Source organism: Bacillus sp. FSL R5-0820 (assembly GCF_038593385.1).
Classification (GTDB): domain Bacteria; phylum Bacillota; class Bacilli; order Bacillales; family Bacillaceae; genus Bacillus; species Bacillus altitudinis.
Window position 1 is genome coordinate 3140362 of record NZ_CP151991.1, and the last position, 25731, is coordinate 3166092.

General features: G+C 41.0%; 23 protein-coding genes and 1 other annotated feature. Of the genes, 5 read left to right on the plus strand and 18 right to left on the minus strand.

All coding sequences use genetic code 11. The features are described 5' to 3' along the window. Window positions 1-66 precede the first annotated feature (66 nt). Both NST15_RS16300 and NST15_RS16305 read left to right on the plus strand, forming a co-directional pair. On the plus strand, window positions 67-2181 hold the full coding sequence (locus NST15_RS16300) for a glycosyltransferase family 39 protein (RefSeq protein ID WP_046526816.1): 2115 nt from the start codon (window positions 67-69) through the stop codon (window positions 2179-2181). A 31-nt stretch (window positions 2182-2212) separates the two neighbouring features. Continuing rightward, window positions 2213-3205 carry a glycosyltransferase family 2 protein gene (locus tag NST15_RS16305; RefSeq protein ID WP_017368127.1) on the plus strand — a complete coding sequence of 331 codons (993 nt, stop codon included), beginning with the start codon at window positions 2213-2215 and terminating at the stop codon, window positions 3203-3205. Window positions 3206-3253: 48 nt separating this feature from the next. Here NST15_RS16305 and NST15_RS16310 read toward each other — a convergent pair whose 3' ends face one another. Both NST15_RS16310 and NST15_RS16315 read right to left on the minus strand, forming a co-directional pair. Continuing rightward, a complete protein-coding gene (locus NST15_RS16310; RefSeq protein ID WP_008348215.1) occupies window positions 3254-4603 on the minus strand; it encodes an amino acid permease in 1350 nt (449 codons plus the stop codon). A 75-nt stretch (window positions 4604-4678) separates the two neighbouring features. Beyond that, window positions 4679-4903: a binding site (T-box leader), on the minus strand. A 91-nt stretch (window positions 4904-4994) separates the two neighbouring features. Next, window positions 4995-5669 (minus strand): NAD(P)H-dependent oxidoreductase, encoded by a 675-nt coding sequence (locus tag NST15_RS16315; RefSeq protein ID WP_008348217.1) that lies wholly within the window; start codon window positions 5667-5669, stop codon window positions 4995-4997. Between the two features lie 221 nt (window positions 5670-5890). Here NST15_RS16315 and NST15_RS16320 point away from each other — a divergent pair, with 221 nt between their 5' ends. Next, entirely contained in the window at window positions 5891-6256 is a 366-nt protein-coding gene (locus tag NST15_RS16320; RefSeq protein WP_017357877.1) for a winged helix-turn-helix transcriptional regulator, read from the plus strand. An 8-nt stretch (window positions 6257-6264) separates the two neighbouring features. Here NST15_RS16320 and NST15_RS16325 read toward each other — a convergent pair whose 3' ends face one another. The 3 genes from NST15_RS16325 to NST15_RS16335 form a co-directional block, all read right to left on the minus strand. After that, on the minus strand, window positions 6265-7437 hold the full coding sequence (locus tag NST15_RS16325) for a PDZ domain-containing protein (protein WP_108611020.1): 1173 nt from the start codon (window positions 7435-7437) through the stop codon (window positions 6265-6267). A gap of 83 nt (window positions 7438-7520) precedes the next feature. Further along, entirely contained in the window at window positions 7521-7874 is a 354-nt protein-coding gene (locus NST15_RS16330; RefSeq protein WP_007500014.1) for a swarming motility protein SwrAA, read from the minus strand. A gap of 344 nt (window positions 7875-8218) precedes the next feature. Beyond that, window positions 8219-9667 (minus strand): S41 family peptidase, encoded by a 1449-nt coding sequence (locus NST15_RS16335; protein WP_046344575.1) that lies wholly within the window; start codon window positions 9665-9667, stop codon window positions 8219-8221. Between the two features lie 153 nt (window positions 9668-9820). Between NST15_RS16335 and NST15_RS16340 the strand changes: the two genes are divergently transcribed. After that, a complete protein-coding gene (locus NST15_RS16340; protein WP_017368130.1) occupies window positions 9821-10561 on the plus strand; it encodes a sulfite exporter TauE/SafE family protein in 741 nt (246 codons plus the stop codon). A gap of 48 nt (window positions 10562-10609) precedes the next feature. On the opposite strand, the gene NST15_RS16345 is transcribed toward NST15_RS16340, so the two are convergent. The 5 genes from NST15_RS16345 to NST15_RS16365 form a co-directional block, all read right to left on the minus strand. Beyond that, window positions 10610-11872 carry a M23 family metallopeptidase gene (locus NST15_RS16345; RefSeq protein ID WP_008348225.1) on the minus strand — a complete coding sequence of 421 codons (1263 nt, stop codon included), beginning with the start codon at window positions 11870-11872 and terminating at the stop codon, window positions 10610-10612. 114 nt (window positions 11873-11986) lie between these two features. After that, entirely contained in the window at window positions 11987-12877 is an 891-nt protein-coding gene (gene ftsX, locus NST15_RS16350; protein WP_017368131.1) for a permease-like cell division protein FtsX, read from the minus strand. Further along, a complete protein-coding gene (ftsE, locus tag NST15_RS16355) occupies window positions 12870-13556 on the minus strand; it encodes a cell division ATP-binding protein FtsE (protein WP_008348229.1) in 687 nt (228 codons plus the stop codon). The genes ftsX and ftsE overlap by 8 nt, the downstream gene beginning before the upstream one ends. A gap of 382 nt (window positions 13557-13938) precedes the next feature. Then, window positions 13939-14268, minus strand: coding sequence for a cytochrome c551 (gene cccB / locus NST15_RS16360; protein WP_007500002.1), 330 nt, complete (start codon window positions 14266-14268; stop codon window positions 13939-13941). Window positions 14269-14316: 48 nt separating this feature from the next. Further along, on the minus strand, window positions 14317-15165 hold the full coding sequence (locus NST15_RS16365) for a YitT family protein (RefSeq protein WP_017368132.1): 849 nt from the start codon (window positions 15163-15165) through the stop codon (window positions 14317-14319). Between the two features lie 189 nt (window positions 15166-15354). Between NST15_RS16365 and NST15_RS16370 the strand changes: the two genes are divergently transcribed. After that, a complete protein-coding gene (locus NST15_RS16370) occupies window positions 15355-16089 on the plus strand; it encodes an alpha/beta family hydrolase (RefSeq protein ID WP_019743415.1) in 735 nt (244 codons plus the stop codon). A gap of 214 nt (window positions 16090-16303) precedes the next feature. Here the strand turns inward: NST15_RS16370 and NST15_RS16375 are convergent, their stop codons facing one another. The 8 genes from NST15_RS16375 to fliS form a co-directional block, all read right to left on the minus strand. Continuing rightward, window positions 16304-18097 (minus strand): M3 family oligoendopeptidase, encoded by a 1794-nt coding sequence (locus NST15_RS16375; protein WP_035701566.1) that lies wholly within the window; start codon window positions 18095-18097, stop codon window positions 16304-16306. A gap of 124 nt (window positions 18098-18221) precedes the next feature. After that, a protein-coding gene (prfB, locus tag NST15_RS16380; protein WP_098680723.1) for a peptide chain release factor 2 occupies window positions 18222-19323 on the minus strand; the annotation gives its coding sequence in 2 pieces (ribosomal slippage) (window positions 18222-19250 and window positions 19252-19323; 1101 coding nt in all). Between the two features lie 67 nt (window positions 19324-19390). Further along, window positions 19391-21916, minus strand: coding sequence for a preprotein translocase subunit SecA (gene secA, locus NST15_RS16385; RefSeq protein WP_035701569.1), 2526 nt, complete (start codon window positions 21914-21916; stop codon window positions 19391-19393). A 198-nt stretch (window positions 21917-22114) separates the two neighbouring features. Then, entirely contained in the window at window positions 22115-22678 is a 564-nt protein-coding gene (raiA, locus tag NST15_RS16390) for a ribosome-associated translation inhibitor RaiA (protein WP_007499992.1), read from the minus strand. A gap of 189 nt (window positions 22679-22867) precedes the next feature. After that, window positions 22868-24553 (minus strand): methyl-accepting chemotaxis protein, encoded by a 1686-nt coding sequence (locus tag NST15_RS16395; protein WP_058213549.1) that lies wholly within the window; start codon window positions 24551-24553, stop codon window positions 22868-22870. Between the two features lie 33 nt (window positions 24554-24586). Beyond that, window positions 24587-24967: a hypothetical protein gene (locus NST15_RS16400; protein ID WP_008348244.1), complete on the minus strand. Its 381-nt coding sequence runs from the start codon at window positions 24965-24967 to the stop codon at window positions 24587-24589. A 13-nt stretch (window positions 24968-24980) separates the two neighbouring features. Next, window positions 24981-25322 carry a flagellar protein FliT gene (locus tag NST15_RS16405; protein WP_008348246.1) on the minus strand — a complete coding sequence of 114 codons (342 nt, stop codon included), beginning with the start codon at window positions 25320-25322 and terminating at the stop codon, window positions 24981-24983. Further along, window positions 25319-25723, minus strand: a complete 405-nt coding sequence (gene fliS, locus NST15_RS16410; RefSeq protein ID WP_008348247.1) for a flagellar export chaperone FliS — start codon at window positions 25721-25723, stop codon at window positions 25319-25321. The genes NST15_RS16405 and fliS overlap by 4 nt, the downstream gene beginning before the upstream one ends. Window positions 25724-25731 lie beyond the last annotated feature (8 nt).

Consider the following 25731-nt stretch of genomic DNA (forward strand, 5'->3'; position numbering starts at 1 on the left):
ATTAACAATTTATTCATATTTGCTTGTTACACTTTTTTCAAGTTAAGAAAAAGGAGTGACAAGCTTTTGATTAGACGCTTTCAGAAATTTGATCTTTATTTATTTTTCATATTGATTTTATCTGCCATTTTAAACATTTATAACATTTGGAACGACGATACGGTGAACGCTTATTATACAGCGGCGGTCACAAGTATGATGCAAAGCTGGCATAATTTCTTCTTTGCTTCGTTCGATCCCTCAGGTTATGTCACGGTGGATAAACCACCGCTCGCCTTCTGGCTGCAAACGATCAGCGCCAAAATTTTCGGCCTGCATGGCTGGAGTGTGATCTTACCCCAAGCTTTAGCTGGCATTGGATCTGTTTATTTAATCTACCGCCTAGTCAAACCTACATTTGGCCAGGCTGCAGCAAGACTGTCAGCACTCATTATGGCGTGTACACCAATCGCAGTTGCTGTATCTCGTACAAATAACATTGACAGCTTACTCGTCTTTATTCTTTTACTCGCAACAGCCATGATGTTCAAGGCTGTGAAACAGCAGAAAGTGCTTTGGGCGATTGCTTCTTTTGCAATGATCGGTGTCGGTTTTAATACAAAAATGCTACAAGCGTATATGATTGTACCGGCTCTCGTCCTGTTTTACATCATTGCCTATCGAACGACATGGAAGAAAAAGTTGTTATCGCTGATGATTTCGATGATTGTTCTTTTAGGTGTATCTGCTTCATGGTCTATAGCGGTTGATCTCACTTCCAAAGACAATCGTCCTTATATGGGATCAAGCCAATCGAACTCAGCACTAGAATTAGCCTTTGGTTACAATGGTCTGCAGCGGTTGACTGGTCAACAGTCTGGCGGAGGAGGCGGCACAAATCAGGGTGAGGGACAGCCACCTTCACAGCAGGGTGATCAGCAAAATGACAATAATTCATCCACCATGCCTCAGCCGCCATCAAATGGAACTCAAAACAACTCAGATAATTCAAACCAATCATCCAGTCAGGAACAGCCTTCAATGCAAGGACCACCAAGCAATGCAAACGGCACAACACCACCTGATATGCCTTCAGGCGGTAATGGTGATGGACCGCCAAATGGCGGGGGCGGAAAAATGGGAAATGGTTCTGGCATGTTTGGAACAGGAACAAAAGGGCCATTACGTCTGTTCCAATCTGAACTGTCCGATCAAATCAGCTGGCTGCTTCCATTTGCGCTCTTTGGTGCGATTGGTATCTTCTTCTCGACAGCCTTTGAAAGAAGACGTCTCAATACAAAACAAAAAGAAACACTATTTTGGTTAGCTTGGCTTATACCTGTTGCTGCATTCTTCAGTGTAGCTGGATTTTTCCATCACTATTATTTAATCATGCTGGCACCGCCAATTGCTGTATTAGCAGGAGCCGGATGGGTTTCTATGACTCAATTGTTTCAAACGGGAACTGGCTTTAAAAAATGGCTACTGCCAATTGCGATATTCGTCACAACCGCATTTGAAATCTTTATCCTATCCACTTTTACAAGCACGATCGGTCTTGGACTAAGCATTGCAGTCGGTATCATTGGTGTTGGAAGCACCCTTTCTCTACTCTTGGTAAAAGGGAAAGAAAAACTAAAACAATTCATGTCTCTCATTGCCATCCTTGGGATGCTGATCGCACCACTATACTGGGCAAGCACACCTCTTCTTTACGGAGGAAACAGTATGCTGCCAGAGGCTGGTCCTCAGCTTGCAACTTCAAGTGGCAGCATGAGTTCACAAGTCAATGAAAAGCTGATCAGCTATCTTGAGAAAAACAATACGGGAGAAGAATTCCTATTCGGGACAACAGATGCAACCACTGCTTCGCCTTACATTATTAAAACAGGAAAAGCTGTTATGGCATTAGGTGGATTTAGTGGATCTGATAACATTCTCACGCTTAATGAATTCAAACAGCTCGTTAAAGACGGCAAAATCAAATACTTCTATCTTTCTGGTATGAGAGGCGGCAGCTCTGACATTCTTACTTGGATTCAAAAAAATGGCAAAGAAGTAACTGCTTCTAAATGGCAGAATAGCTCTACATCCAAAACGAACCAGCAAACAGGCAGCCAACAATCCGAACAAAATGATCAGTCAAATGGACGAATGGGCGGAATGGAGAGCGGTACTCTTTATGAACTATCCGTTGATTAATTCATCTATTAAAAGGGAGGAACGATGACTGATGGAAAAGAACATACAATACTCTGTTGTAGTCCCAGTGTATAATGAAGAACTTGTGATCCATGAATCGTATCAGCGCCTCAAGACCGTCATGGATTCGACGGGAGAAGCATATGAGCTTCTCTTCGTCAATGACGGCAGTATGGATCGAACAGCTGAACTGATTAAAGGGTACTGCCAGACTGATCCGCATGTGAGACTTATTGATTTTTCTCGTAACTTTGGGCATCAAATTGCCATTACAGCGGGAATGGATTATGCAAAGGGAGAAGCTGTCGTAGTGATTGATGCGGATTTACAAGATCCACCTGAATTGATTTTAGACATGATTGAAAAATGGAAGGAAGGCTATGAGGTCGTATACGCGGTCCGCACGCAACGAAAAGGCGAAACAGCTTTCAAAAAGTACACGGCTTCCCTTTTCTACCGAGTGCTACGTCAAATCACCGAAGTAGATATTCCTATTGACACCGGCGACTTTAGATTGATGGATCGTAAAGTGTGTCATGAAATGAGAAAAATACGCGAGAAAAACCCATTTGTCCGCGGATTAGTGAGCTGGGTTGGCTTCAAACAGGTTGCGGTAGAATATGTTCGGGATGAGCGGTTGGCAGGAGAAACAAAGTACCCTCTCAAAAAGATGCTCAAGCTCTCGATGGATGGGATCACATCTTTTTCTTACAAACCTTTAAAGCTAGCCAGCGTGGCAGGTATTACCCTTTCAGCTATTGGCTTCATTTCGATGTTTCTAGTTTTATATTTAAAGCTTTTTACAAACAGCACCATCACCGGCTGGAGTTCATTAATTGTCATTCAGCTATTCTTTAGCGGGATCACCCTCTTTATGTTAGGCATGATCGGAGAGTATATCGGCCGAATCTACGATGAAGCCAAGGACCGGCCGCTTTATATCGTCAGGGAGAGCTATGGCCTTCAGGCAAAGCCACATCCCGTTCAATCCCCTGTCCATTTCAAGCAATATAAACAGTATTAAAAAAAGCGTGCGAGACCCTTCAGAAGGTCCTGCACGCTTTTTAATAAATTAGACGGCTGTTTCAAACCGTTTTCTGTTAATAAAGAAAGAAAGTGTAATGATTAAATAAATGCCCATTGTGACCAGCGTTTGAACAATTGGTGTATTGAATACAACGCCGACAAAAATGGCCATGATCGCAATAACGGAAAACCACGTTGTGAAAGGATACAGCTTCACGCGATATCCCCCTGGCTGTGCGACGCTTCGAGATTTCAAATGACCGACGGCAATGATAAACCAGATGAATAGAACTGTGTAACTTAAAGAGCCCATCAAGTAATTAAACGTTTGACTTCCTACAAAAAGAGAAATCAATACAGCTGCATACAAAGTAGATGTACATACAAGGATGGCTCGAACAGGCACCTGCTGTTTTGACAGCTTGGAGAATCCTTTCCATACACGGCCATCCATTGCCTGTGTATAAAGCACCCGTGATGAAGCATACAAGCCAGAGTTCATAGAAGACAAAATCGCTAGTAAGATAATGCCGTTCATGATGTCACTGGCATACGGTACTCCGATCGTTGCAAACACTGTCACAAATGGACTTACTTGCTCATTGTTTACTTGATTCCAAGGGATTAAGCTGACAATGATAAAGAACGGCAGTACATAAAAACCGATGATGCGTACAAACGTACTTTGAATGGCCTTTGGTATGACTTTTTCAGGGTTTTTTGTTTCTGCTAAAGTGACCCCAATCATCTCCGTCCCACCATATGAATACACGACAACCAGCATTGCTGCAATTAATCCGCCAGTACCATTTGGGAAAAATCCACCGTGATCCGTTAAGTTAGACAATCCAGGTGCTGCATGCTGTCCGAATGAGACAAATAGCATGGTGAATCCAATGATAATAAATAAGATGATGACAGCAATTTTAATAGAAGCTAACCAATACTCTGTCTCAGCAAACATTTTGACTGAGCAAACATTAATGATTGTGACTACAAGTGAAATGATTAACACAAGCATCCAGATTGGCACTTGTGGGAACCAGTACTGAATAAAGATGGCTGACACAATCGCTTCTGCTGCAATATTCAGCACCCACATTTTCCAATAGATCCAGTCTAAGAAATAGGCCGGATATTTTCCTAACACAGGTTCAATCAAGTCACGGAATGTTCTTGCTCCAGGTCGTGCAACGGTCATTTCGGCAAGTCCTTGCATAATAAATAATAAAATAAGACCACCAATCATGTATGCCAAAATGACAGCAGGACCCGCAATATCAATGGCAGAACTGCTTCCTTTAAACAGACCAGCACCGATGGCACCGCCAAGCGCAAGCATCATAATATGCCTTGATGTCATTGTTCGTTTTAACTGCACATGTTCCTTTTCCATTTTCTATAGCTCCTTTAAATTTGAATCTTCAGACAAATATGAGATAAAAGCATATAAAAAGGCCAGCCATCTCCTGGAAGAGACGACTGACCTTGCAACCGCGTTACCACTCTTATTGATTCAGCCATGGCTGAATCCAACTTAAAACCCGATAACGGAGGTCACACGTAAAGACTTACTATTCATTCAGTCTTACCGCTCTTTGAGCGAGTTCAATGATTCGTTTTACTGCGTTGCACCGACCCGCAGCTCTCTTAAAAAACGGATGTTCATTTACTATTCTCAAGTCAAAGCGTTTATAGTCAAATTTGTATATTCGTCAAAGATTTTATTTTTTAAATATACTGACTAACCACGCAATTGTCAACAGCCTTTTTCAGACAAACAGCGATTAACGAATCCAAACAGCTACTTCATCCATCGGGCGACGTGTTTTGCCGCGTTTTGGCTCAGTGACACGATAACCAAAGGCTGCCATGACAGAGATGTCGTATTGACCATCCTCCAGTAACCCTTCTTCTTCTAAGATACGATGGATGTGATCGTAGCTAAATCCTTCAACTGGGCATGAATCAATGCCGATCTGTGCCGCAGCTGTCATCATGTTACCTAAGGCAATATACGTTTGTTTTGAAGCCCAATCAAATAATGTACGGTCATTTTCTAGCAGATGAAGATCGTTCTCTTGGAATTCTCTGTAGCGCCCCTTGACCATTTCAAACGTTTCGTCTGTCATTCCTTTGATTTGCTTGTTGATGTATTCTGCATATGCTGAATCATAGCGGGCATCTGTTCTTGCCAAGATGATCACAAAATGGCTGGCAGTTGGAAGCTGCTTTTGCGCCCCCCATGTATACTCTTTTAATTTTTCTCTGAATGCTTCATTTTGAACAACGAGGAACTTCCAAGGCTCAAACCCTACAGAGCTTGGAGAAAGTCTTCCTGTTTCTAAAATAAATGCAAAATCATCCTCTGGAATCTTTTTCGCTGGGTCAAACTCTTTTGTCGCATGACGGAATTCATACGCCTCAATGATTTCTTTTTTTAACTGCTCTTTGTCTCGCATTTTATTCATCCTTTCTAATGAACAGGTGTGTTCTCACAATCCAATTTCTTTCCATTCCCTCATAGAAATTGTTATGATAGGAAAACAAACAACCCGAATGTGTGATGTCCTATCTCTATGGTAAAAGAAAAGCTTCCATTGATTCAAGTACGCACATTTTTGTTCGTTAGGTACAAACATGTTCGTTTATGACCATTTTCGTTTAAGAAAGGAATGTTGAGATGAGTGCACCATCCAATCCAGTCAGTATTGTGAATCATGGCTGTCCCGTGTCTATCACTACAAATGTCATCGGAGGGAAATGGAAAGGCGTCATCCTTTATCATTTGACTTGCGGTCCAAAGCGTTACAACGAAATACGCCGGCTTCTGCCAAGAATTTCGCAGCGTGTCCTGACGTTGCAATTACGAGAACTTGAACAAGACGGGATTGTTCACCGTGAAGTCTATGAGGAAGTTCCTCCTCGTGTCGAGTATTCACTGACTTCTCTTGGAAATACGTTAAAGCCCATTATCTTTGCCATGCGTGAATGGGGCGAATCCTATGGGAGAGAAACGCGCCCAAAAGAAAAAAGCTGCCATCTCTAGCAGCTTTTTTAAGATGAAATCGCCGTTGGCTCTTGCTGAGGATCGTCCTTCACAAACAGGATACCAAGCTGGTGATGCTCCCCTTCGTAAGAGGCGCGTTTCTCAAACCTTGTCTGACCATTGAGACCAATGATCTCAAGCTTTGTCAGAGCACGATTGGTTTGTAGTGCTTCATAAAATTCTGAAACGGTTTTGATCTCGATTCCATTGACCTTTGTAATCATTTCTCCGATCTCAAGCTTTAAATCAGCCGCAGGGGTATTCGGAATGATACCAAGCACCATAAGCCCTTGATTCCGCTTAGAGAAAAAGAATGGTGCAGCGTTGTCATTCGCCCTCTGCTTCCATGATAGAAAAGCTCTTCCTGCAATCGCTAGAACAACAGCTCCCCACGCAATCGGCTCAAACCAAATACTTGCCGCACCTACTGCAGCAACAGCTAGACCGAGCATCATAATTCGGCGTGACGTAATTTGAATACTGACAATTGGCAGCGATCCTTGAATACGCTGGCCAAAGCCGATGATGTACGGGATCACAATAAATGAAAAGCTTTGATCGTGCACTTGAAGCACAGGCCACCATGGCAGAGAAGAAGTCCATTCACCTGCCGGCATCAGCAAAACAAGTGGTAGAAGCCACAGACGGTTTGCTCGCTGCTGGCCGATCAAAAGTCCTCTCGCACTCATCACCATTGCAGGCGATGTACGTAAATGCGCCGTTCGATAGGCTAACATGCCTTCAGTCATTAACAGTAGCCCTAACAGGATCACAACGGCTGATGCATTCATCATTGAAAGCTGCGGCAGCCAAGAATGGCTCACTTGAACAGACATCAATCCAAATGCCGCAATAAAACTGAAACCGAGTGTGTATGCAGACGAAAGCGCACTCGCCTTAAAGAATAAAGAGAAAACGATGGTCATCACTGCAATCAGCACAATGAATCCAGGCGGAAGGGAAATCCCTAAGCCTACAGATATGATCGATAGACAAATTCCTGGAACCCATCCCTTTGAATATGTAAATTTCAGTTCATCGTAAACATCTTCTATTCTTGTTTGAAACGCTTTTCTCTCCCGCTTTACGCGGATGTAGCCATATAATAGGCTGATTAATACCATAAAATAAAAAAGAGGATGGATTAAAAACAGACCGACCGCTTTTAATCCGGCTCCCATCCACTCCGAGCTCATTATCGTTCACCGCCCAAGTCAAGCATTTTCTCTTATTCTATCAAATAAATCGATGCTTGACATCAGGTTTATTTCTCCTGATTCATCCAAAGTGTGACATTCGACAGTGAAAAATCTTTTAAATAGTGATTCACATCTACATCTAGTATGCCGCCGAGAAGCTGCATGGACCTCTTGATGTCGGTTAAGTTTATACCAAGTCTCTTATGATTATCCATTAAATAATTGAAGTATATCTCAGCACAGTCTTCATCGATCTCGTCGACTGATTCTACCGTTGTGTAATTGACCAAGTACCTGCTTAACAGCATGAGTAGACTTAATGCCTTTGTAGCCGAAAACGTCACATCTTTCGTACGACTCTTAAGCTCCTCTACCAACTCGTAATATTTTTTCTCTCTCACAATACTTGCCCTTTTCAATTGTGTACCCCCATTTACTAGTTCTTTTAAGAAAAGCGCAAACCTCGGTACAGCTCAATGCTTAAGCTGAATATCCGCAAAAAATAAAATATTTAAAATGAGTGCTACTTTTTATTGTAAGAATTATTTATGTAACATACAACTTTCAAAAGTTTCATTTTCATGACATGTTTAAATCAACAGAAAGTCTCTTATATAAATATGTTATCGGGTAAATTCGAAGGAATGTTATGTTTTTTGTAAAATAAATGAATATATTTCTCGATATAATATATTTTTAAGAATAAATTATTACATGTTCGTAACACTTATGAACCAAAAAAAAGAGGCATTTATTCGCCTCTTTATTTTTTGAGATATAGTGCTTTTAGTGCAGTTTGCAGCTGAAGATCATTCTTTTCATAAGATTTCACTTCATCTACCATCTTGTTCATCATTTTCGCTGTCTTTAAATCAATCACACCTGATTTTTCGAGATTGTATGTGCTTTGAAATGCGAGTACAGCCTTTTTCGTTTCTTCGTCAAAATATCCATCTACTCTGCCAGGGTCAAATGATAACCCTTTTAACAATGTCTGTGCTTGTCTGACTTCTTCATTGTTCATATCAAGCTGAAGAGGTTCTTTCAGTTGGAGCGGGCCAACGGTGAAGTAATCTGGTTGATGAATCGCAATGGTCGGCACAACGCCTTTTTTGTGAATCCAATTCCCTTTCGGTGTCAGCCATTTATACAGCGTTAATTTAATGTTACTTCCATCTCCCATTGGTACCGCCTGCTGTACAGTTCCTTTACCAAAGGAAACGTCACCTACCACTTCATACTTCCCTGCTTCTTTCATGGCACCAGCCAGAATTTCAGAAGCGGATGCACTTCCTTTATCAATTAAGACATTGACCGGGTATGGTTTTTGTTCTTTTCGTTTTGAAAAATATCGTTTTCGATCGCCATTCCGTTCTGCAATTTGAATATATGGCTGATCCTTTGTGATAAAATGTTTCAAAATGTCTTCCACACTTTGTAGATAGCCGCCAGGATTTCCTCTCACGTCCAGCACAAGGCCTTCCATGCCCTTTTTCTCGAGCTTATTCAAGCTTGCCGTGAAATCCTTCGCCGTATCTTCAGAGAAGCTAGAGATCGCAATATAGCCTGTTTTATGACCATTGACCTCTTTCATTGAAGCCGTTACGGTTTCAAGCGGGATTTCTTCTCGTTTGATATGGAATGTTAGCTCTTTTTCAATTCCATTTCGTCTGATTTTCAAGGCGACAGACGTTCCTTTTTTTCCTCTTATTTTCAGTACAGCATCGTTTAGGCTTTTTTCTTTCATCGACTCACCGTCAATGCTGATGATTTCATCTTTCGGTTTCAGACCCGCCTTTGCCGCAGGGGATTTTTTAAAGGCAGAGACAATGATAATCTTTCCTTCATCCATTCCAACTTCTGCCCCAATTCCTTCAAATGAGGAATCAAGTGAATCCGAAAATTGCTTTGCGGTTTGCTTGTCCATGTATACTGAATACGGATCATTTAAGGTTGAAAGCATTCCTTGTATGGCACCTTCAAGCAGCTTTTGACGATCCACTTCCTCTACATATTCATTCGAAATGAGGTCATAGGCTTTCTCAATTTTCTCCATTCCGTTTTCCTTCGCTCGATCACTTGATTGAGCTTGTCCAGCCACTGCAGCAGCCGCTTTCGGTGACTCCGCTTGAGTCGCCTCTTTATGCGTCATAACCCCTGCACTGATGATGAGAATGACACTTGCCATGATGGATGCGATTTGTTTTTTCATATTTGGCCTCCTTCTTCAACTCTTCCTGATGACCTGAGTTATTATATGCCAGAAGAAGGGATTTCATGTAAAGACATTCTCCTAAGGAGGCTTGACTAATCATTTCATTAGGTGTAATTTTTATTTTGTTACAATCGAGAAGGAGTCTTCGCTATGTATATTATATTGACGATGCTTTTATTAGGAATTTTACTAGGGTTTGTAGGAGCTGGCGGGGCTGGTTTTGTCATCGCATTGCTGACGTTAATCTTTGATGTACCAATCCATACTGCACTTGGAACATCTTTAGCTGCTATGGCATTTACGACTTTATCTGGTGCATACAGCCACTACCGGGAAGGAAATATTCAGCTCAAATCAGGTTTGATTGTCGGTGCACTAGCATGTATTGCTTCATTTGCCGGAGCAAAAGTGGCTCCTTTTATTCCAGAGGATAGCCTGCACTATTTAACAGCTGGTATGCTCTTTTTATCTGCTGTTTTTATGATGATCAAATTGTTTGTCCTAAAAGAAGATGCTGAACAGCAGCCGCTTTCTTCACGCCAATTGCTGATCAGGGGCATTATATTAGGCCTTGTATCAGGGATGCTTTCAGGGATGTTCGGTATCGGATCAGCACCATTTATTCAAGTGGGGCTTTTGATTTTGCTGAAGCTGTCTATTAGACAAGCTGTTGGCACAACGATGCTAGTGATTATTCCAATCTCTATTGGCGGTGGAATTGGTTATATTTCAGAAGGCTATGTTGACTTTATCCTGCTCGTTCAGATCTTAATCGGTACCGTATTAGGGGCTTTTATTGGGGCAAAATTTACACGCCTTGCGCCGAAACCTCTCTTAAAATCCGCTGTGCTTTTAACACCTATTATTGCCGGATTACTGCTGTTATTTTAATTTCATCTACATGAAAAAAGCCGATAACATGCTGTTATCGGCTTTTTGTTAGCGGATATATTGCGCTGGATTGACTGCATTTGATTTCGCGCCATTCCATAATCCTTTATGAATTTCAAAATGAAGATGCTGGCCATAAGACTGACCTGTGTTGCCCATATATCCAAGGAATTGACCTTGCTCGACTCTTTGACCTGTTGACACACTTCTTGTTGAAAGATGAGCGTATACCGTTTGATACGTTTGGCCATTGATGTTATGTGTAATGAACACCACGTTCCCATAACTCGACGAGTAGCTTGAGTTCGTGACTGTTCCAGATGCGGCTGCAACGACAGATACAGTGCCTTTTGCAGCGATATCTAATCCGTAATGCTGTCCGCCAGAACGTCCGCCAAAGCCTGATGAGAAACGGCCTGCAGCTGGTTTAATGAAACCTGAGCTACTTGCTGGTGTATCTGACACTTGATCAGATCCTCCACTTGGTGCAGGTGCACTTTTTTCAGCAGCTGCTTGTTCTGCTTTCTTCGCTTCTTCTTTTTGACGACGTGCCTCTTCAGACTTTACCGCCGCTTTTTGATTCGCTAGAATTTCTTGTTCATTTTCAAGCTTTCCTAGTTCATCATGTGCATGTTCTTTTTCTTCCGTTACATGACCAAGGACTTTTCCTTTTTCTTTTTGCTGTTTAGATAGGTCCTTTTTCAACGTTTCAAGCTCTTTCAAAGATGTTTCAAGTCCACTTAGCTGTTTATTTAGCTCTGCTTCTTTTTGCTCCACTAGCTCCAAATCATTTTCGTGTTCTGTAATCATGTCTTTATCTGCTTCGACAATGGTTGTAACAGCTCCCACACGACTGACAAAATCACTAAAGCTACGAGCACCTAGCAGCACATCTAAATAGTTGATTGTACCGCCACTTTTTTGCATAGAACGAATTCGATCTTTGAAAATCGCTTTTCTCTTTTCAATTCGCTCGTTGATGACTTCAATCTCTTTTTTTAGTTTTTTGATCTCTTGTTTCGTCTGTTTGACCTCTTTTTCTTTTTCAGCGACTTTTTCAGTTGCGGCACTTACTTTTTGGTCAATTTTTTCAATTTCTTGCTTTAGCTTTGATTCTTTCTTTTCAAGCTTTGCCAGTTCTGATTTCTTTTTCTTCAAGGTTGATTCAGTCTTCGATGTTTTCTCTTCAATTTGTTGACGTTTTTGATCTAGGTCTTCGTATGCGAATGCACGATTTTCGTTCCCTGGAATGTATAGCCACGTTGTTCCAATAAACGCTGCCATTCCAGCCATCATCAGCTTTCTTTTCAAAACGATATTCCCCTCCCATGACAACTGCCTGCATGAAGAGTCGACCGGATGAATTGGATCAACCGGTCACATCTTCTATAGAATCCTCGAGTGCTGCCATCAATATAAATAGATTTATACTTTCAAGAATTTACGGATGGACGTTAAACTTCCCCACACACCGATAATGGCACCGATCAATAGAAGGACCAGTGATACTTGATAGACAAACGGATTGTATGGAAGCATTGAAATAAATGAACCTTGTACCCTTGGCGCCACCCAGCCGACAGCATATTGATACGTGCCAAGCAATACAGCGATTGGTATAATCGAGCCAAATACACCAAGTAGTAATCCTTCGATGAAGAACGGCCAGCGGATAAACCAGTTCGTTGCACCTACTAGTTTCATAATCTCAATTTCTTTACGTCTAGCAAAAATCGTAATTTTGATCGTATTGGAAATCAAGAACATCGCTGTAAATAAAAGCCCAATAATAAGTGCGATGCCGACATTACGCGCCACTCCGACAACATTAAAGAGTCGGCTGACCTCTTCTTTTCCATAAGTGACTTTATACGTCCCTTTTAGGTTTTCTAATTTCTTCGCTACTTTTGGTGTATCGTGGGGATCTGTTGTTTTCACAATAAACGCATCATTCAATGGATTTTCTTGATCAACCAGTCCCATAGATTGTCCATTTTCACCAAAGCTTTTAATCAGTGCTTTTAGTTCATCATCCTTGGATGAGTATTTCACATCACTGATTTCAGGAATCTTCTCAATTTCTGCTTTTAATTCATCCTGCTGCTTTTGATTCGCAGTTAAATCGATGAGAACTTTTACTTCTACTTCTTTCTCAGCGTTCGATGCCATGTTATTCAAGTTGAGCATAATGACAAGAAAAACCCCAACTAAAATCAATGTGACAGTGACCGCACTAATTGATGCAAATGTCATCCACGTGTTTCTTCCAAGTGAACGGAAGCTCTCACGTAAATGCCGCGAGAGAGTTTTAATCATAAATTCCGTACTCCCCTCTTGCTTCGTCACGCACAATCATTCCATCTTCGATTGCGATGACGCGTTTCTTCATGCTGTTTACAATCTCTTTGTTGTGTGTCGCCATGACGACTGTTGTTCCGCGGTTATTAATCTCTTCGAGCGTCTTCATGATTTCCCATGAAGTATCTGGATCAAGGTTTCCTGTCGGTTCGTCTGCAATGACAACCTCAGGATGATTGACGATCGAACGAGCGATCGATACACGCTGCTGTTCACCGCCGGAAAGCTGATCTGGAAATTGACGAGCTTTGTGCTTTAATTGCACCAAATCAAGTACTTCAAGCACTTTTTTCTTAATAATACTTGGCTGTTCACCAATGACTTCAAGAGCAAATGCCACGTTCTCAAAGACCGTGAGACTTGGAAGTAGTTTGAAATCTTGGAATACTACGCCAATTTCTCTTCTCACGTAAGGAATTTCTTTTTCCTTCATCGAGCCTAAATCTTTGTTATTAATTAAGATTTTTCCTTTGGTTGGCTTCTCTTCACGATACATCATTTTAATGAACGTGGATTTACCAGCGCCACTGGGACCAACAACATACACAAACTCTCCTGGATGGATAGAGACATTGATTCCATTGATCGCCTTTACACCATTAGGATAGATCTTATAGACTTCCTTCATTTCAATCATGTAATCACCTAATCTTTTCTTATTCGCTGTCAAACAGCTTATCATGATGTTCTGACACTTCTCGTCAAAAAACGTTATGTATGGTCACGCACATACCCTTCGATACGCACAAGCAATTTATGTCCTTTTCATCCAAAAAGATGAAAAAATTGAATCGTCTAAATTTCAACAACTCCAATTATACGTCATGAATCGACGCAATGGTATTACATTTATATTTCAAAACTTATAAATAAAAGGTAAATAGAGCAATCAAAACCGAAAAACGTGTCTTTTTACCCTTATTTTTTAAATAAAATTTAATATAATACGTTTTCATACTATTCAAAAGTCTTTTTCTACAAATAGAAAATAAAAAAACCTTGTCGATTAGACAAAGGTTTTATTTTTTCTCTGCAAGCCATTTGGCGACTTCTTTTGCTTGTTTTTCATCTACCATTCCACTTGGCATAGATCCTTTACCGTTCTGGGCAATATCTGCAATTTGGCTTTCATTATATTTCTTTCCGACTTCTTTCAGGCTTGGGCCGCCTCCACCAGATAAGTCTTTTCCATGACAGCCAATACAGTTTTGCTGATAAATCTCTTCACCACTGCTCACATTTGAAGCACTTTTACTGCCTTCTTTGTCACTGCTGCTTGAATTTCCTCCACAGGCCGCAAGTACAAAAAGCATAGCGACAAAAAGAAGCGTTAATCCGCTCTTTTTCATGTATTTCCCTCCCTTACAATCATTTGGTCAACGTTATTATATCCTTGTTTACGCCCTTTTAAAACCCTCACCAAGCACCTCTTTTGCATCCATGACGATGACAAACGCTGATGCATCGATCGCTTTTACCACTTGTTTCAACTTTGTGAATTGTGACTGCCCTACAACACACATTAAAATAGGCCGGTCATGGTCGGTGTACCCACCTACTGCTGATATCTTCGTTACACCACGATCAATTTGATCAAACACCGCCTGTCTGACCTCATCCTCATGACCCGTAATAATCATGGCCATCTTCGAGTGACTAAAGCCAGCCTGCACGACATCAATCGTCTTACTAGAAATGAACACTCCGATCACAGCGTACAGTCCTTCTTCAATCCCAAAAACAGTCATGGCCGCCAAAACAATCAAACCGTCCATCATCGCTAAACAAGTACCTAACGTCAGCCCTGTATATTTATTGATGATTTTGGCCGCAAGAGCCGTTCCTCCCGTTGAACCATTGCCGAGGAAAACGAGCCCAATCCCGATCCCAATCACTACACCGCCAAATATTGCGGCGAGCAGTGCTTCATGGGTGACAGGAGCAATGTGTCTTGTTAAGAACACCATTAAAGGTAAAAAGACAGAACCAACGAGCGTTTTTACCCCAAATGTTCCACCTAATAAATAAAAGCCTGCGATAAAGAGCGGAATATTGAGACCCCATTGTACATATGCAGCTTCAAAACCGAATGATTGCATAATGGTACTGATTCCACTCACACCGCCAGCAGCAATCTGATTTGGTAATAATAACGTATTAAAGCCAACCGCTACGATAGCTGATCCTATTAAAATGAGTAAATAATTTTTCACTTCAATCCAAAATTGAGAATGTTCCTGCTTCATTTCTTTCTTCCTCCGTTACTTCTGAATGCACACCTATTTTAAGCCCTCTCATTCGGATTGTAAATAACAGCCAAATGCAGTGCTAATGGATTAATACTTTATCACACAGCCGGATCAGCGTACTTGCCGTTTGGCAGAAGAGTAAATGATGGTATATTTAATATGTACATGAGAAAGAAGGGACATACGATGAAGAAAATACTGAAGATCACCGGTATTACATTACTTGCACTCATCATCTTAGCTTTTGGTGCTTTCTATACATGGAGCCGCTTTACATATGGACCATCGGAAGCGTTAAAAAAGCAGATGAACATTGAGCAGGTCGATCATAAAAACGGGGTATATTCATTTGAAGCATCGAAAAGCGATACTGGCATCATTCTATATCCTGGGGCAAAAGTTGAACCTCTTGCGTATGCCTATCTTGGGAATGCGCTGATGAAGAAAGGCTATTCGGTCTTTATCCCAGACATGCCATTTTCCTTCGCAATATTTAATACGAAGAAAGCAGACGATATCCTCAAAAGTCATCCGGCCATCAAGCATTGGTACATTGGCGGACATTCGCTAGGCGGAACAGCTGCCGCTATGTATGCAGAGAAAAATCAAAGCAAGCTGGACGGCCTCTTTTTCCTTGCCTCCTATCCTGCATCAGATGATTTGAAACAGGCTTCCTTGCAAGTATTATCTATTTCAGGCGAAAAAGATGGTCTCGCAACACGAGAAAAAATCAAAAAATCGAAAAAGCAGCTGCCTTCTCAAACGGTGTATCATGAGATAAAAGGTGGTAATCATGCTCAATTTGGCATGTATGGCAAACAAAAAGGGGATCAGCCTGCAGACATTCCAGTCCTCACGCAACAAAAAGACATCGTTCAGACGATGCTGGAATGGGTAAAACCAGCAAAAAAGCTCCCGTAATGGGAGCTGCCAGATTGTTGACAAAGGGCTAAAATGAACTTGATTTTAGCCCTTTGTCTTCTTTTCAGCGTGATAGAAAACCTTTGCAGTCTAGGAAGGACGAGCATCGGCGCGGAGCGAATTTGACATTCGTGAGCACCGAAGCGCAGGACTGACAACGAATGCGAGGGTTTGTCTACACGCTGAAGCTCCCATAATGGGAGCTTTTCATTTTTTATGCCTTCGTCGCTTCTAAAAACTCTTCAGCATCTGCCACAGCCAGTGAAATGGCCTCTTCCCAAAATGCTTTTTGAGTAAGGTCGACACCTAGGTGCTTATATGCCAAATCTTCTACAGTCATTGACGCTGTATCTTTTAATAGCGCAATATATTTCTCTTCAAATGATGCCCCAGCCTGCAATGCTTTCGCGTAAATACCTAGCGAGAACATGTACCCGAAGGTGTAAGGGAAGTTATAAAACGGGACACCTGTAATATGGAAATGCAGTTTAGACGCCCAGAAATGCGGATGGTATTCATCTAAAGAGTCGCCAAAGGCTTCCTTCTGTGCTTCTACCATCAACTCATTCAAGCGGTCAGCTGGCACTTCTCCTTGTTTGCGCTCTTCATAAAAACGTTGTTCAAATAAGAAGCGTGATTGAATATTCATAAAGAATGCCACACTGCGCTGCAGCTTATCCTCTAACAAACTGAGACGCTCTTGTTCATTGGCCGCCTCTTTTAATGAAGCATCTGCCACAATCATTTCAGCGAATGTCGACGCAGTTTCAGCTACATTCATCGCATATTTACGATTCAACATCCGAACATCCTGCATGACTTCCTGATGGAACGAATGACCAAGCTCATGTGCTAGTGTCGCTACATTGGATGGAGTCCCTGAGAAGGTCATAAAAATACGTGATTCTCCGCTATCAGGGAAATTCGTACAGAAACCGCCCACTCGTTTGTTTGGGCGATTCTCAGCTTCTACCCAGCGTTCATTAAAAGCTTTTTCAGTAAAAGCAGCAAGCTCTTTTCCAAACCCTGCGAAATGCTTGATAATAAAAGCGGCTGCGTCTTGATAAGAATAGGTCTTTGTCTCACTTCCAATAGGTGCTCCCACATCAAACCAGCTCAGTTTATCAACCCCAAGCATGTCAGCTTTACGTTGTAAATATTCAATGAATGGCTGTTTATGTTCATCAATGACAGACCACATTGTATCGAGCGTCTCTTGTTTCATCCGGCAAATATCAAGAGGCTCTTTTAATATATGATCCCATCCTCTGGCTTCATATACTTGTAGACGAAAACCAGCGAGATGATTGAGTGTGCTTGCAAACAAATGTTCATCCTGTGTCCATGCATGTTCTAAATTATGATAGACGGCTTTTCTCACTTCACGGTCTGAATCATCCATCGCATTTTCTGCTTGGCCTACAGAGATCATTTGTGTTTCACCATTTTGCTCAAATGGAATGGTAATTTTGTTCACCAAGCTAGAATAAAGTTCATCCCACGCATGATACCCATCTACTGCTAGTTTTTGAATGAGTGTTTCCTGTTCAACAGGCAGTTGATCTTTCACATGTTCTCTTCGTTCATTTAATATGTAACGAACATCTGAAAAAGCGGCTGAATCCATTAATTCTTCCCACTGGCTAGTAGGAATCGCAGCAAGTGATTGATCAAACCCTGCTAGAATGGTTCCTAATTCAGCTTCCAGCTTGGCAATAGACCCTCGGAGGCTGCCCGCCTTCATATCCTTTGTATTTTGAGATTGTAGACAGGATACAAATGAACCTGCTTGTGCTAATTTTTTATATGTGATTTCATACGTTTCAAGGACAGCTGTTAACTTTTTTTCAATTTGTGTATCTTCTTTTGAAAAGGCATCTACCTTTTGTCGTAACTCATCTAATAGCTGCTGTATATGCTCTAAGTATGTGATAAATTCTGATGAAGAACTGCCTCCTTTAAAAAAGGCATCTAAATCCCACGTCTCTTGTAATGGTTTTAATCCCAAATTATTTCCCCCTTTAATTGCTAATTTCATCATACAAAGGATATAGAGTCAGTATGGCATATGTATTCCTTTATATTCATTATATTTTCTCACAATTAAAAAAACCCGGCAAGAAGCCGAGTTTTTATGATAATTTTGAACGTAAATACGCATCGATAAAGGAATCTAAATCTCCATCCATCACCGCTTGAACATTTCCCATCTCCGTGTTGGTACGATGGTCTTTTACAAGGGAATATGGGTGGAAGACATAAGAGCGAATTTGGCTTCCCCAGCCAATTTCTTTCTGTTCTCCTCTGATTTCATCCAATTCCGCCTGTTGTTCTTCGATCCGTTTTTGATAAAGCTTAGATTTCAGCATTTTCATTGCACGTTCTCTGTTTTTGATTTGGGATCTTTCCGTTTGGCACGTCACGACGACATTTGTTGGGATGTGTGTGATACGAACCGCAGAGTCCGTCGTATTGACGTGCTGACCCCCTGCACCACTTGCACGATACGTATCCACCTTAATATCCTCTGTACGAATATCGATATCAATTTCTTCATTAAATTCTGGCATGACATCACAGGAAACGAAAGATGTGTGTCTACGGCCAGATGAATCAAATGGAGAAATACGGACTAAACGATGGACACCTTTTTCTGCTTTTAAGTAACCGTAAGCGTTATGTCCTTTAATCAGCAATGTCACAGACTTAATTCCCGCTTCATCCCCTGGAAGATAATCAAGGGTTTCAACCTTAAAACCTCTGCGCTCTGCCCAGCGGGTATACATTCTGAGGAGCATCGATCCCCAGTCCTGTGATTCCGTTCCACCTGCACCCGGGTGAAGCTCAAGAATGGCATTGTTTTTGTCATACGGTTCACTTAAAAGAAGCTGCAATTCAAACTCGTTAAATTGTTTTGTTAAGTTCTTCAGCTCTTTTTCAAGCTCTGCATGAAGATCCTCATCGTAGTCTTCTTTTAATAAATCATGCGTCATTTGCAGCTCATCATGAGATTCACTGAGCTCATGATATGTATTCACATAATCCTTCAGTGCATTGGCTTCATTAATGACACCTTGCGCTTTTTGCTGGTCATTCCAAAAGTCAGCCTCTGACATCGTGGCCTCAAGCTCTGCAATTTTCGCTTCTTTTGTATCGAGGTCAAAGAGACCCCCTAAAATCAGCTAGCCTGCTAGCCATATTTTCAAGCTCTTGTCTAATTTCTACTAATTCCATATCCTTCACCTCATAGATGTATGGGGGCTGACATGAATAGAAAGAGGTTTTCACCTCTTTCCATTACTTATTCTGTCTTCCCATGACAATTTTTATATTTCTTGCCGCTTCCGCAGTGACATGGTGAGTTTCTTCCGATATCCACCACTTTACGCACCGGCTTTTTTTTCACTGTTTTCTCCTCATCGCCTTCTTGAGGCTGATGAGCAGTTGTTTGTCCTTGAACGACTTCTTCACGTTCTAGGTTGTTTTGGATTTCTGATTTTAGCACATATTTAGCGACGTCATCTTCAATTGAAGCGACCATATGCTCAAACATCGCAAATCCTTCCATTTGATACTCACGAAGCGGATTGGTTTGTGCATATGCACGTAAATGGATTCCTTGACGCAGCTGATCCATTGCATCGATATGATCCATCCACTTCGAATCTACTGCACGAAGAACGATGACTTTTTCAAATTCACGCATTTGTTCATCGCCAAATGTCTCTTCTTTTGCATCATATTTCTCTTTAATCCGCTCCATGATGAATTCGGTGATCTCATCTGCTTCTTTACCGAAGATATCTTTGACCGAAATGGCACCTTCATCTAAATAGTTCGTGTTGATTAATTCAACGAGACCATCTAGTTTCCATTCTTCTGGAAGTTCTTCTTTCGGCGTGTAAGATCCAACAGCCCGCTCAATAGACGATTGAATCATATTGATCACAATCGATTTCAAGTTATCAGAATCGATGACTTCAAAACGCTGTTTGTAAATGACTTCACGCTGTTGACGAAGAACATCATCATATTGCAGAAGCTGCTTACGGGAATCAAAGTTATTCCCCTCAACACGTTTTTGAGAAGATTCAACAGCTTTTGAGACCATTTTACTTTGAATTGGAGTAGAGTCATCCATACCGAAGCGATCAAGCATCGCCATTGTCCGCTCTGCACCAAATCGGCGCATCAATTCATCTTCCATTGAGAGATAGAATTGAGTAATCCCTGGGTCTCCTTGACGACCAGAACGACCACGGAGCTGGTTATCAATACGGCGTGATTCATGACGCTCTGTCCCAATAACAGCAAGACCGCCTAGTTCTTTCACACCTTCGCCAAGCTTGATGTCTGTTCCACGTCCCGCCATGTTTGTCGCAATTGTGACGGCACCTTTTTGTCCAGCTTCCTCAATAATTTGTGCTTCACGCTCATGGTTTTTCGCGTTTAACACTTGATGAGGGATGCCTTTATTTTTAAGCAGTTTTGAAATCAATTCAGATGTCTCAACCGCAACAGTTCCGACAAGGACCGGCTGTCCTGTCATATAACGCTGTGCGACGTCTTCAGCTACTGCTTTAAATTTGCCATCCATTGTGCGGTAAATTAAATCAGGTCTGTCATCACGCACAACCGGTTTATTGGTTGGGATTGTGACAACCTGCATATTGTAAATGTTACGGAATTCCTCTTCTTCCGTTTTCGCTGTACCTGTCATACCAGATAGCTTTTCATACATACGGAAGTAGTTCTGGAACGTAATGGTTGCAAGTGTCATGCTTTCATTCTGCACTTCAAGACCTTCTTTTGCTTCAATGGCTTGGTGCAGACCTTCACTATAGCGGCGTCCTTTCATTAAACGTCCTGTGAAGGAGTCAACGATAACGACTTGTCCATCTTCCACAACATAATCAACGTCTTTTTGCATCGCAACATGTGCCTTAAGAGCCTGCGCGATATGATGGTTAAGAGCGACATGTTTGACATCAAACAAGTTCTCGATGCCGAATGCTTTTTCCGCCTTCGTCATTCCGCTTTCAGTCAGCTGTACACTTTTTGTTTTAATATCATAAGTGAAATCGTCTTCTATTTTTAACGTACGAACAAAGGCATTTGCTTGTACGTAAAGTTTCGTCGACTTTGCAGCTTGTCCAGAAATAATAAGAGGTGTTCTCGCTTCATCAATTAAGATGGAGTCAACTTCATCGATGACGGCATAATGAAGTGGTCTTTGAACCATTTGCTCTTTGTACAGCACCATGTTATCTCGTAAATAATCAAAGCCAAGCTCATTGTTTGTTGAATACGTGATATCAGCAGCGTACGCTTCTCTTTTTTCATCTTTGTCTAAACTGTTTAAGTTCAAGCCAACCGTTAATCCAAGAAATTCGAAAATCTTGCCCATTTCCTCTGCATCACGGCTTGCCAAATATTCGTTGACTGTCACAATGTGGACGCCTTTTCCAGAAAGAGCATTCAAATAAACAGGCATCGTTGATGTCAACGTTTTCCCTTCACCTGTTTTCATCTCAGAGATATTCCCTTCATGTAGGGCAATCCCCCCCATGAGCTGCACCTTAAATGGGAACATTCCTGTCACGCGGCGGGAAGCCTCACGAACCGTTGCAAATGCTTCAACCAAAAGGTCGTCTACAGATTGTCCTTTTTCAAGTTTTTCTTTAAATTCGATCGTTTTATTTCGTAAAGCCTCGTCAGATAATTTCTCAAAATCTTGAGCGAGAGCTTCGATTTCATTTGCCTTTTTTTCATATCGGCTGATCGTACGTTTCGTAGGATCAAACACTTTGTTTAAGATTCCAAGCATATAATAACGCTCCTCTATTTCATGCAATTTTTCGGCATGTCCAAAAGTTTGACAGGTCCATATTTACCTGCATTTATCATACCATACCTTCCTTGATTTCCAAAGAATTTGCAATGATTTAGCACAAAAAACCCGCCCCTTATGAAGGGAACGGGTTTACTTTTTTTAGGTCATTTTCGGATCAAAAGGAACGAATGATTAAGCGTTCGGCTCAATGAGTCCATATTTGCCGTCATTTCGGCGGTATACCACATTGGTCAAATTTGTCTCAGCATTTGTGAAGACAAAGAAACTGTGACCTAACATGTTCATTTGGAGAATGGCCTCTTCGCTATCCATTGGTTTTAAATTGAAGCGTTTTTGTCTGACGATTTCTGTTTCATCAATTTCTTCGTCATCTTGAACTGCTACTTCGGAAGCACCGTTTCCTCCAGCAAATAAATGCTTTTTCGCACCTTGCTCACGGAATTTACGGTTCACTTTCGTTTTATGTTTTCTAATTTGACGTTCTAATTTACTGGTTGCTAGGTCTACTGCATTGTACATATCCTCATTATGCACCTCTGCTCGAAGTGCTAGATCAGTCATTGGAATGGTAACCTCAACTTTAGATTCTTGATCGTTGTAAAATTTCAAGTTCACGTTGACTGAAGCATCAACATCTGACTCAAAATAACGCTCCAACTTTCCAATTTTTTTCTCGACATGATCTCTTAGTGCAGGTGTTACTTCGATGTTTTCTCCTCGGACATTGTAATTCATGTAAAGAACGCCTCCTTTAAAATTAAGGATATGTAAACTTATTTCTACTTTTCCCTCCTTTTCTCCTGCTCAAACGTAAAAAAAATGTGAATTTTTATTGAAATTTGTCGAATCCTGCGGTGCTTCAGCTTTTACTTGATAGGTGATGAATATATATTCGATTGATTCTTGAAAAAGACCATGGCGCTGTTAAATCTTGAAAGATGAAATAGATGTTTTCAGTGATTGAGACAAAGTTTTTAAATCTTCCGCTGCTGCTTTCATTTCCTCATTCGCTGCTAGTGATTCTTCAACAGCCGCCGACATGTACTCTGTTTCCTCAGAATTCCGCTTAGCACCTTCTTCAATAACACCAATTGTTTGAGAAATTTCTTCTGTACTAGCTGAGATTTGCTCTGTCGTAGCAGAAAGCTCCTCTGCTTTCATCGAGATATCACGGATGGATTCCAGAATTTCTTGAAAGCTCTGTTCAGACAATTGCGATACTTTCACACCTTCTGCTACATCTCGTTCCACTTTCGTCATAGATTGAGACGATCTTTCAGTATCTTTGTTCACGTTGGCGAGTAACTGACTAATTTGATCAGTCAGTTGACTTGATTCTTCTGCCAGCTTTCTGACTTCATCTGCAACAACCGCAAAACCTCGTCCATGTTCCCCAGCCCTTGCTGCTTCAATGGCTGCGTTTAAAGCAAGTAAATTTGTCTGATCTGCAATGGCATGAATATTCCCCAGCAGGTCTTGAATGCCGGTAAACTGTACTTGTACATTGGCCATTGTAGAATGATGTTCATTCACAGATTCCTTAATAGAACTCATTTGTTTCACAAATTGTTGAATGAGGGATGCGCCCTCTTCAGCCTTTTCAGTCACTGAAATTGAGTGACCCGAAACATCAGACGTATGTTCAGCCGCATTATGCATACCAGTCGAAACTTCTTGAATTGAAGAAGCTACTTTTCCTACTGCATCTGATTGTTCACGTGAAGCTTCACTGACCTGTTCAATCGAGCTAGACGTCTGTTCACTAGCCGATATGGTTTGACTGATGGTTTCTTCAAATTGAGTAGCTGAATCGGCTAATTGCCTTGACCCGTTTTGCACCTGTAAGATGAGCTGACGCAAATGAGCGGTCATTTGGTTAAAAGCCGTACCGAGCTGGCCAATTTCATTTTTAGAGGTCACTTCAATCTCTTCAAGTGTGAGGTCACCATCTGCCATTCTTCTTGCTGCATGTGTGACAGAGACAATCGGTTTTGTCATACGATGAACAAACCTTGTGCCAATGACTAAAAAGCCGACTATAATCGCTGCGCTAACGAGAATAAGCGTCAGCAATAATTGGTTACTTTCTTCATTGAGCTGACTGATTTTTTGATCACGCTGTTTCAATTGTGTTTGAGCAAATTCTTTTGTAAAAGTATGTATTTCTTGTTCGATAGGTTGTAATTCTTGACTGAGGCGGGTGTTGAATTCTTTTTGATTTTGCATATTCAATGAATTAAATAATCGATTTGTTGAGGTGTAGTAAAGATAATTTTTTTCGGAAATTTGATCTAACAGATTTTTTGCTTGTTTAACGGTGCTCATTTTTGATGCTTCAGTTGTTTTCTTATTGATTTCTTCATATGTTTGCTCAATCTTCTGTAAATTTTCAGCATCTTGAACAACTACATACGTTTTAATTTGTGCTTCCTGCTTTTGTAGCAGTGCCTCTAATTCCAGTGAGGTCTGGTACAGCTTTACTTCTTTGGTGAGAAGTGCTTTATACGATTGATCTGTTTTGTAATAAATAAAACTAGAAAACCCCAAAATACTGACAAACAATACACATATGACAATAAGCCCAAATAAAAATTGATTTTTTAGTCTCATAAATTCCTCCGAATGGTCTGAATTGAACAAAAATTAATGAATGACATACGGCCTCATACAGGCATGTATTTCATCCATCCACTTTCTATATTCAGGTATAAAATACGATGTAAGGAATGATTGGAAGTGATTTGAAGGGAATGTATAGAAAGCTAGTATATCGAAACTTAAAAAAATTTGGTCAAACGATCGAATCGTCTTGGCAAAGTGCTCATTTTCAATAATTGAAAGAAGAAGCGGGTGTGTTGTCTCTAAATGAAAGAAGGCATGGATCAGATCATTAAAGATCCGATCCCCTTCTGTTTTAGCGAAATCCTTCTCAATTTCATCTAAATATTTTAGACTCTCTTCTATCGTATATAGAAGGTCATAATATGTGGTTAATAAAATATAGTCATCTGAACGATACGCCACAGGTCTCACCTATTTATTTCCGTTTATCGTAGTATACGCCGTCACTTGTCATGGGCTGATACGGATTTTGATAATTCAGCTGTTTTGTTTTCTTACGTTGAATGGCTTGAATATCTGCCTTGATCCCATTTTGAATTTCCGTTAATTGCTTGGCCATCAGTTGATCTGTTTGAATGATTTCTTTGATTTTCTCTTTTTCTTGAACGGAAAGCTCATGTTGAATGTCTCTCATTAGTTCGTCTCTCTCAACTAAAAAAGCATCAAAGTCTTCAACGAGTGTTTCGCTTTGCGGGTTGGCCTCTATTTCCGCTGCCATTTTTAACGTTTGGTCATGCAGTTGGTCCACAATACTCATAGAGATCCCCCAATAGAGTGGTGACGCCCTTTTCGATCGGTTTGAATGACTTCCTTCCAAGCATCTCGGAAATCAGTCACATATTGCTCTACTTCATTCAGGATCTCTTCGTCATTTTGCAGATTGGCTTCAATCAGTCTTCGATAAATGTAGTCATACATACTTGCCATGCTCTTTGATACATCATACGTACGATTTAAGGTGACATTTAATTCTTGAATGATGTTTTGAGCCTTTTTCAGGTTCAAGTTTCTCATTTCAGCATCTTCTTTTTGAATGCCATGCTTTGCTAGTCTAATAAACTTTAAGCATCCTTCATAAAGCATAAGCGTTAACTCGGCCGGTGTTGCGGTCTCAATAGAATTTTTCTGATAGGCGGCATAAGGGTTCTGAATTGCCATATGTTATA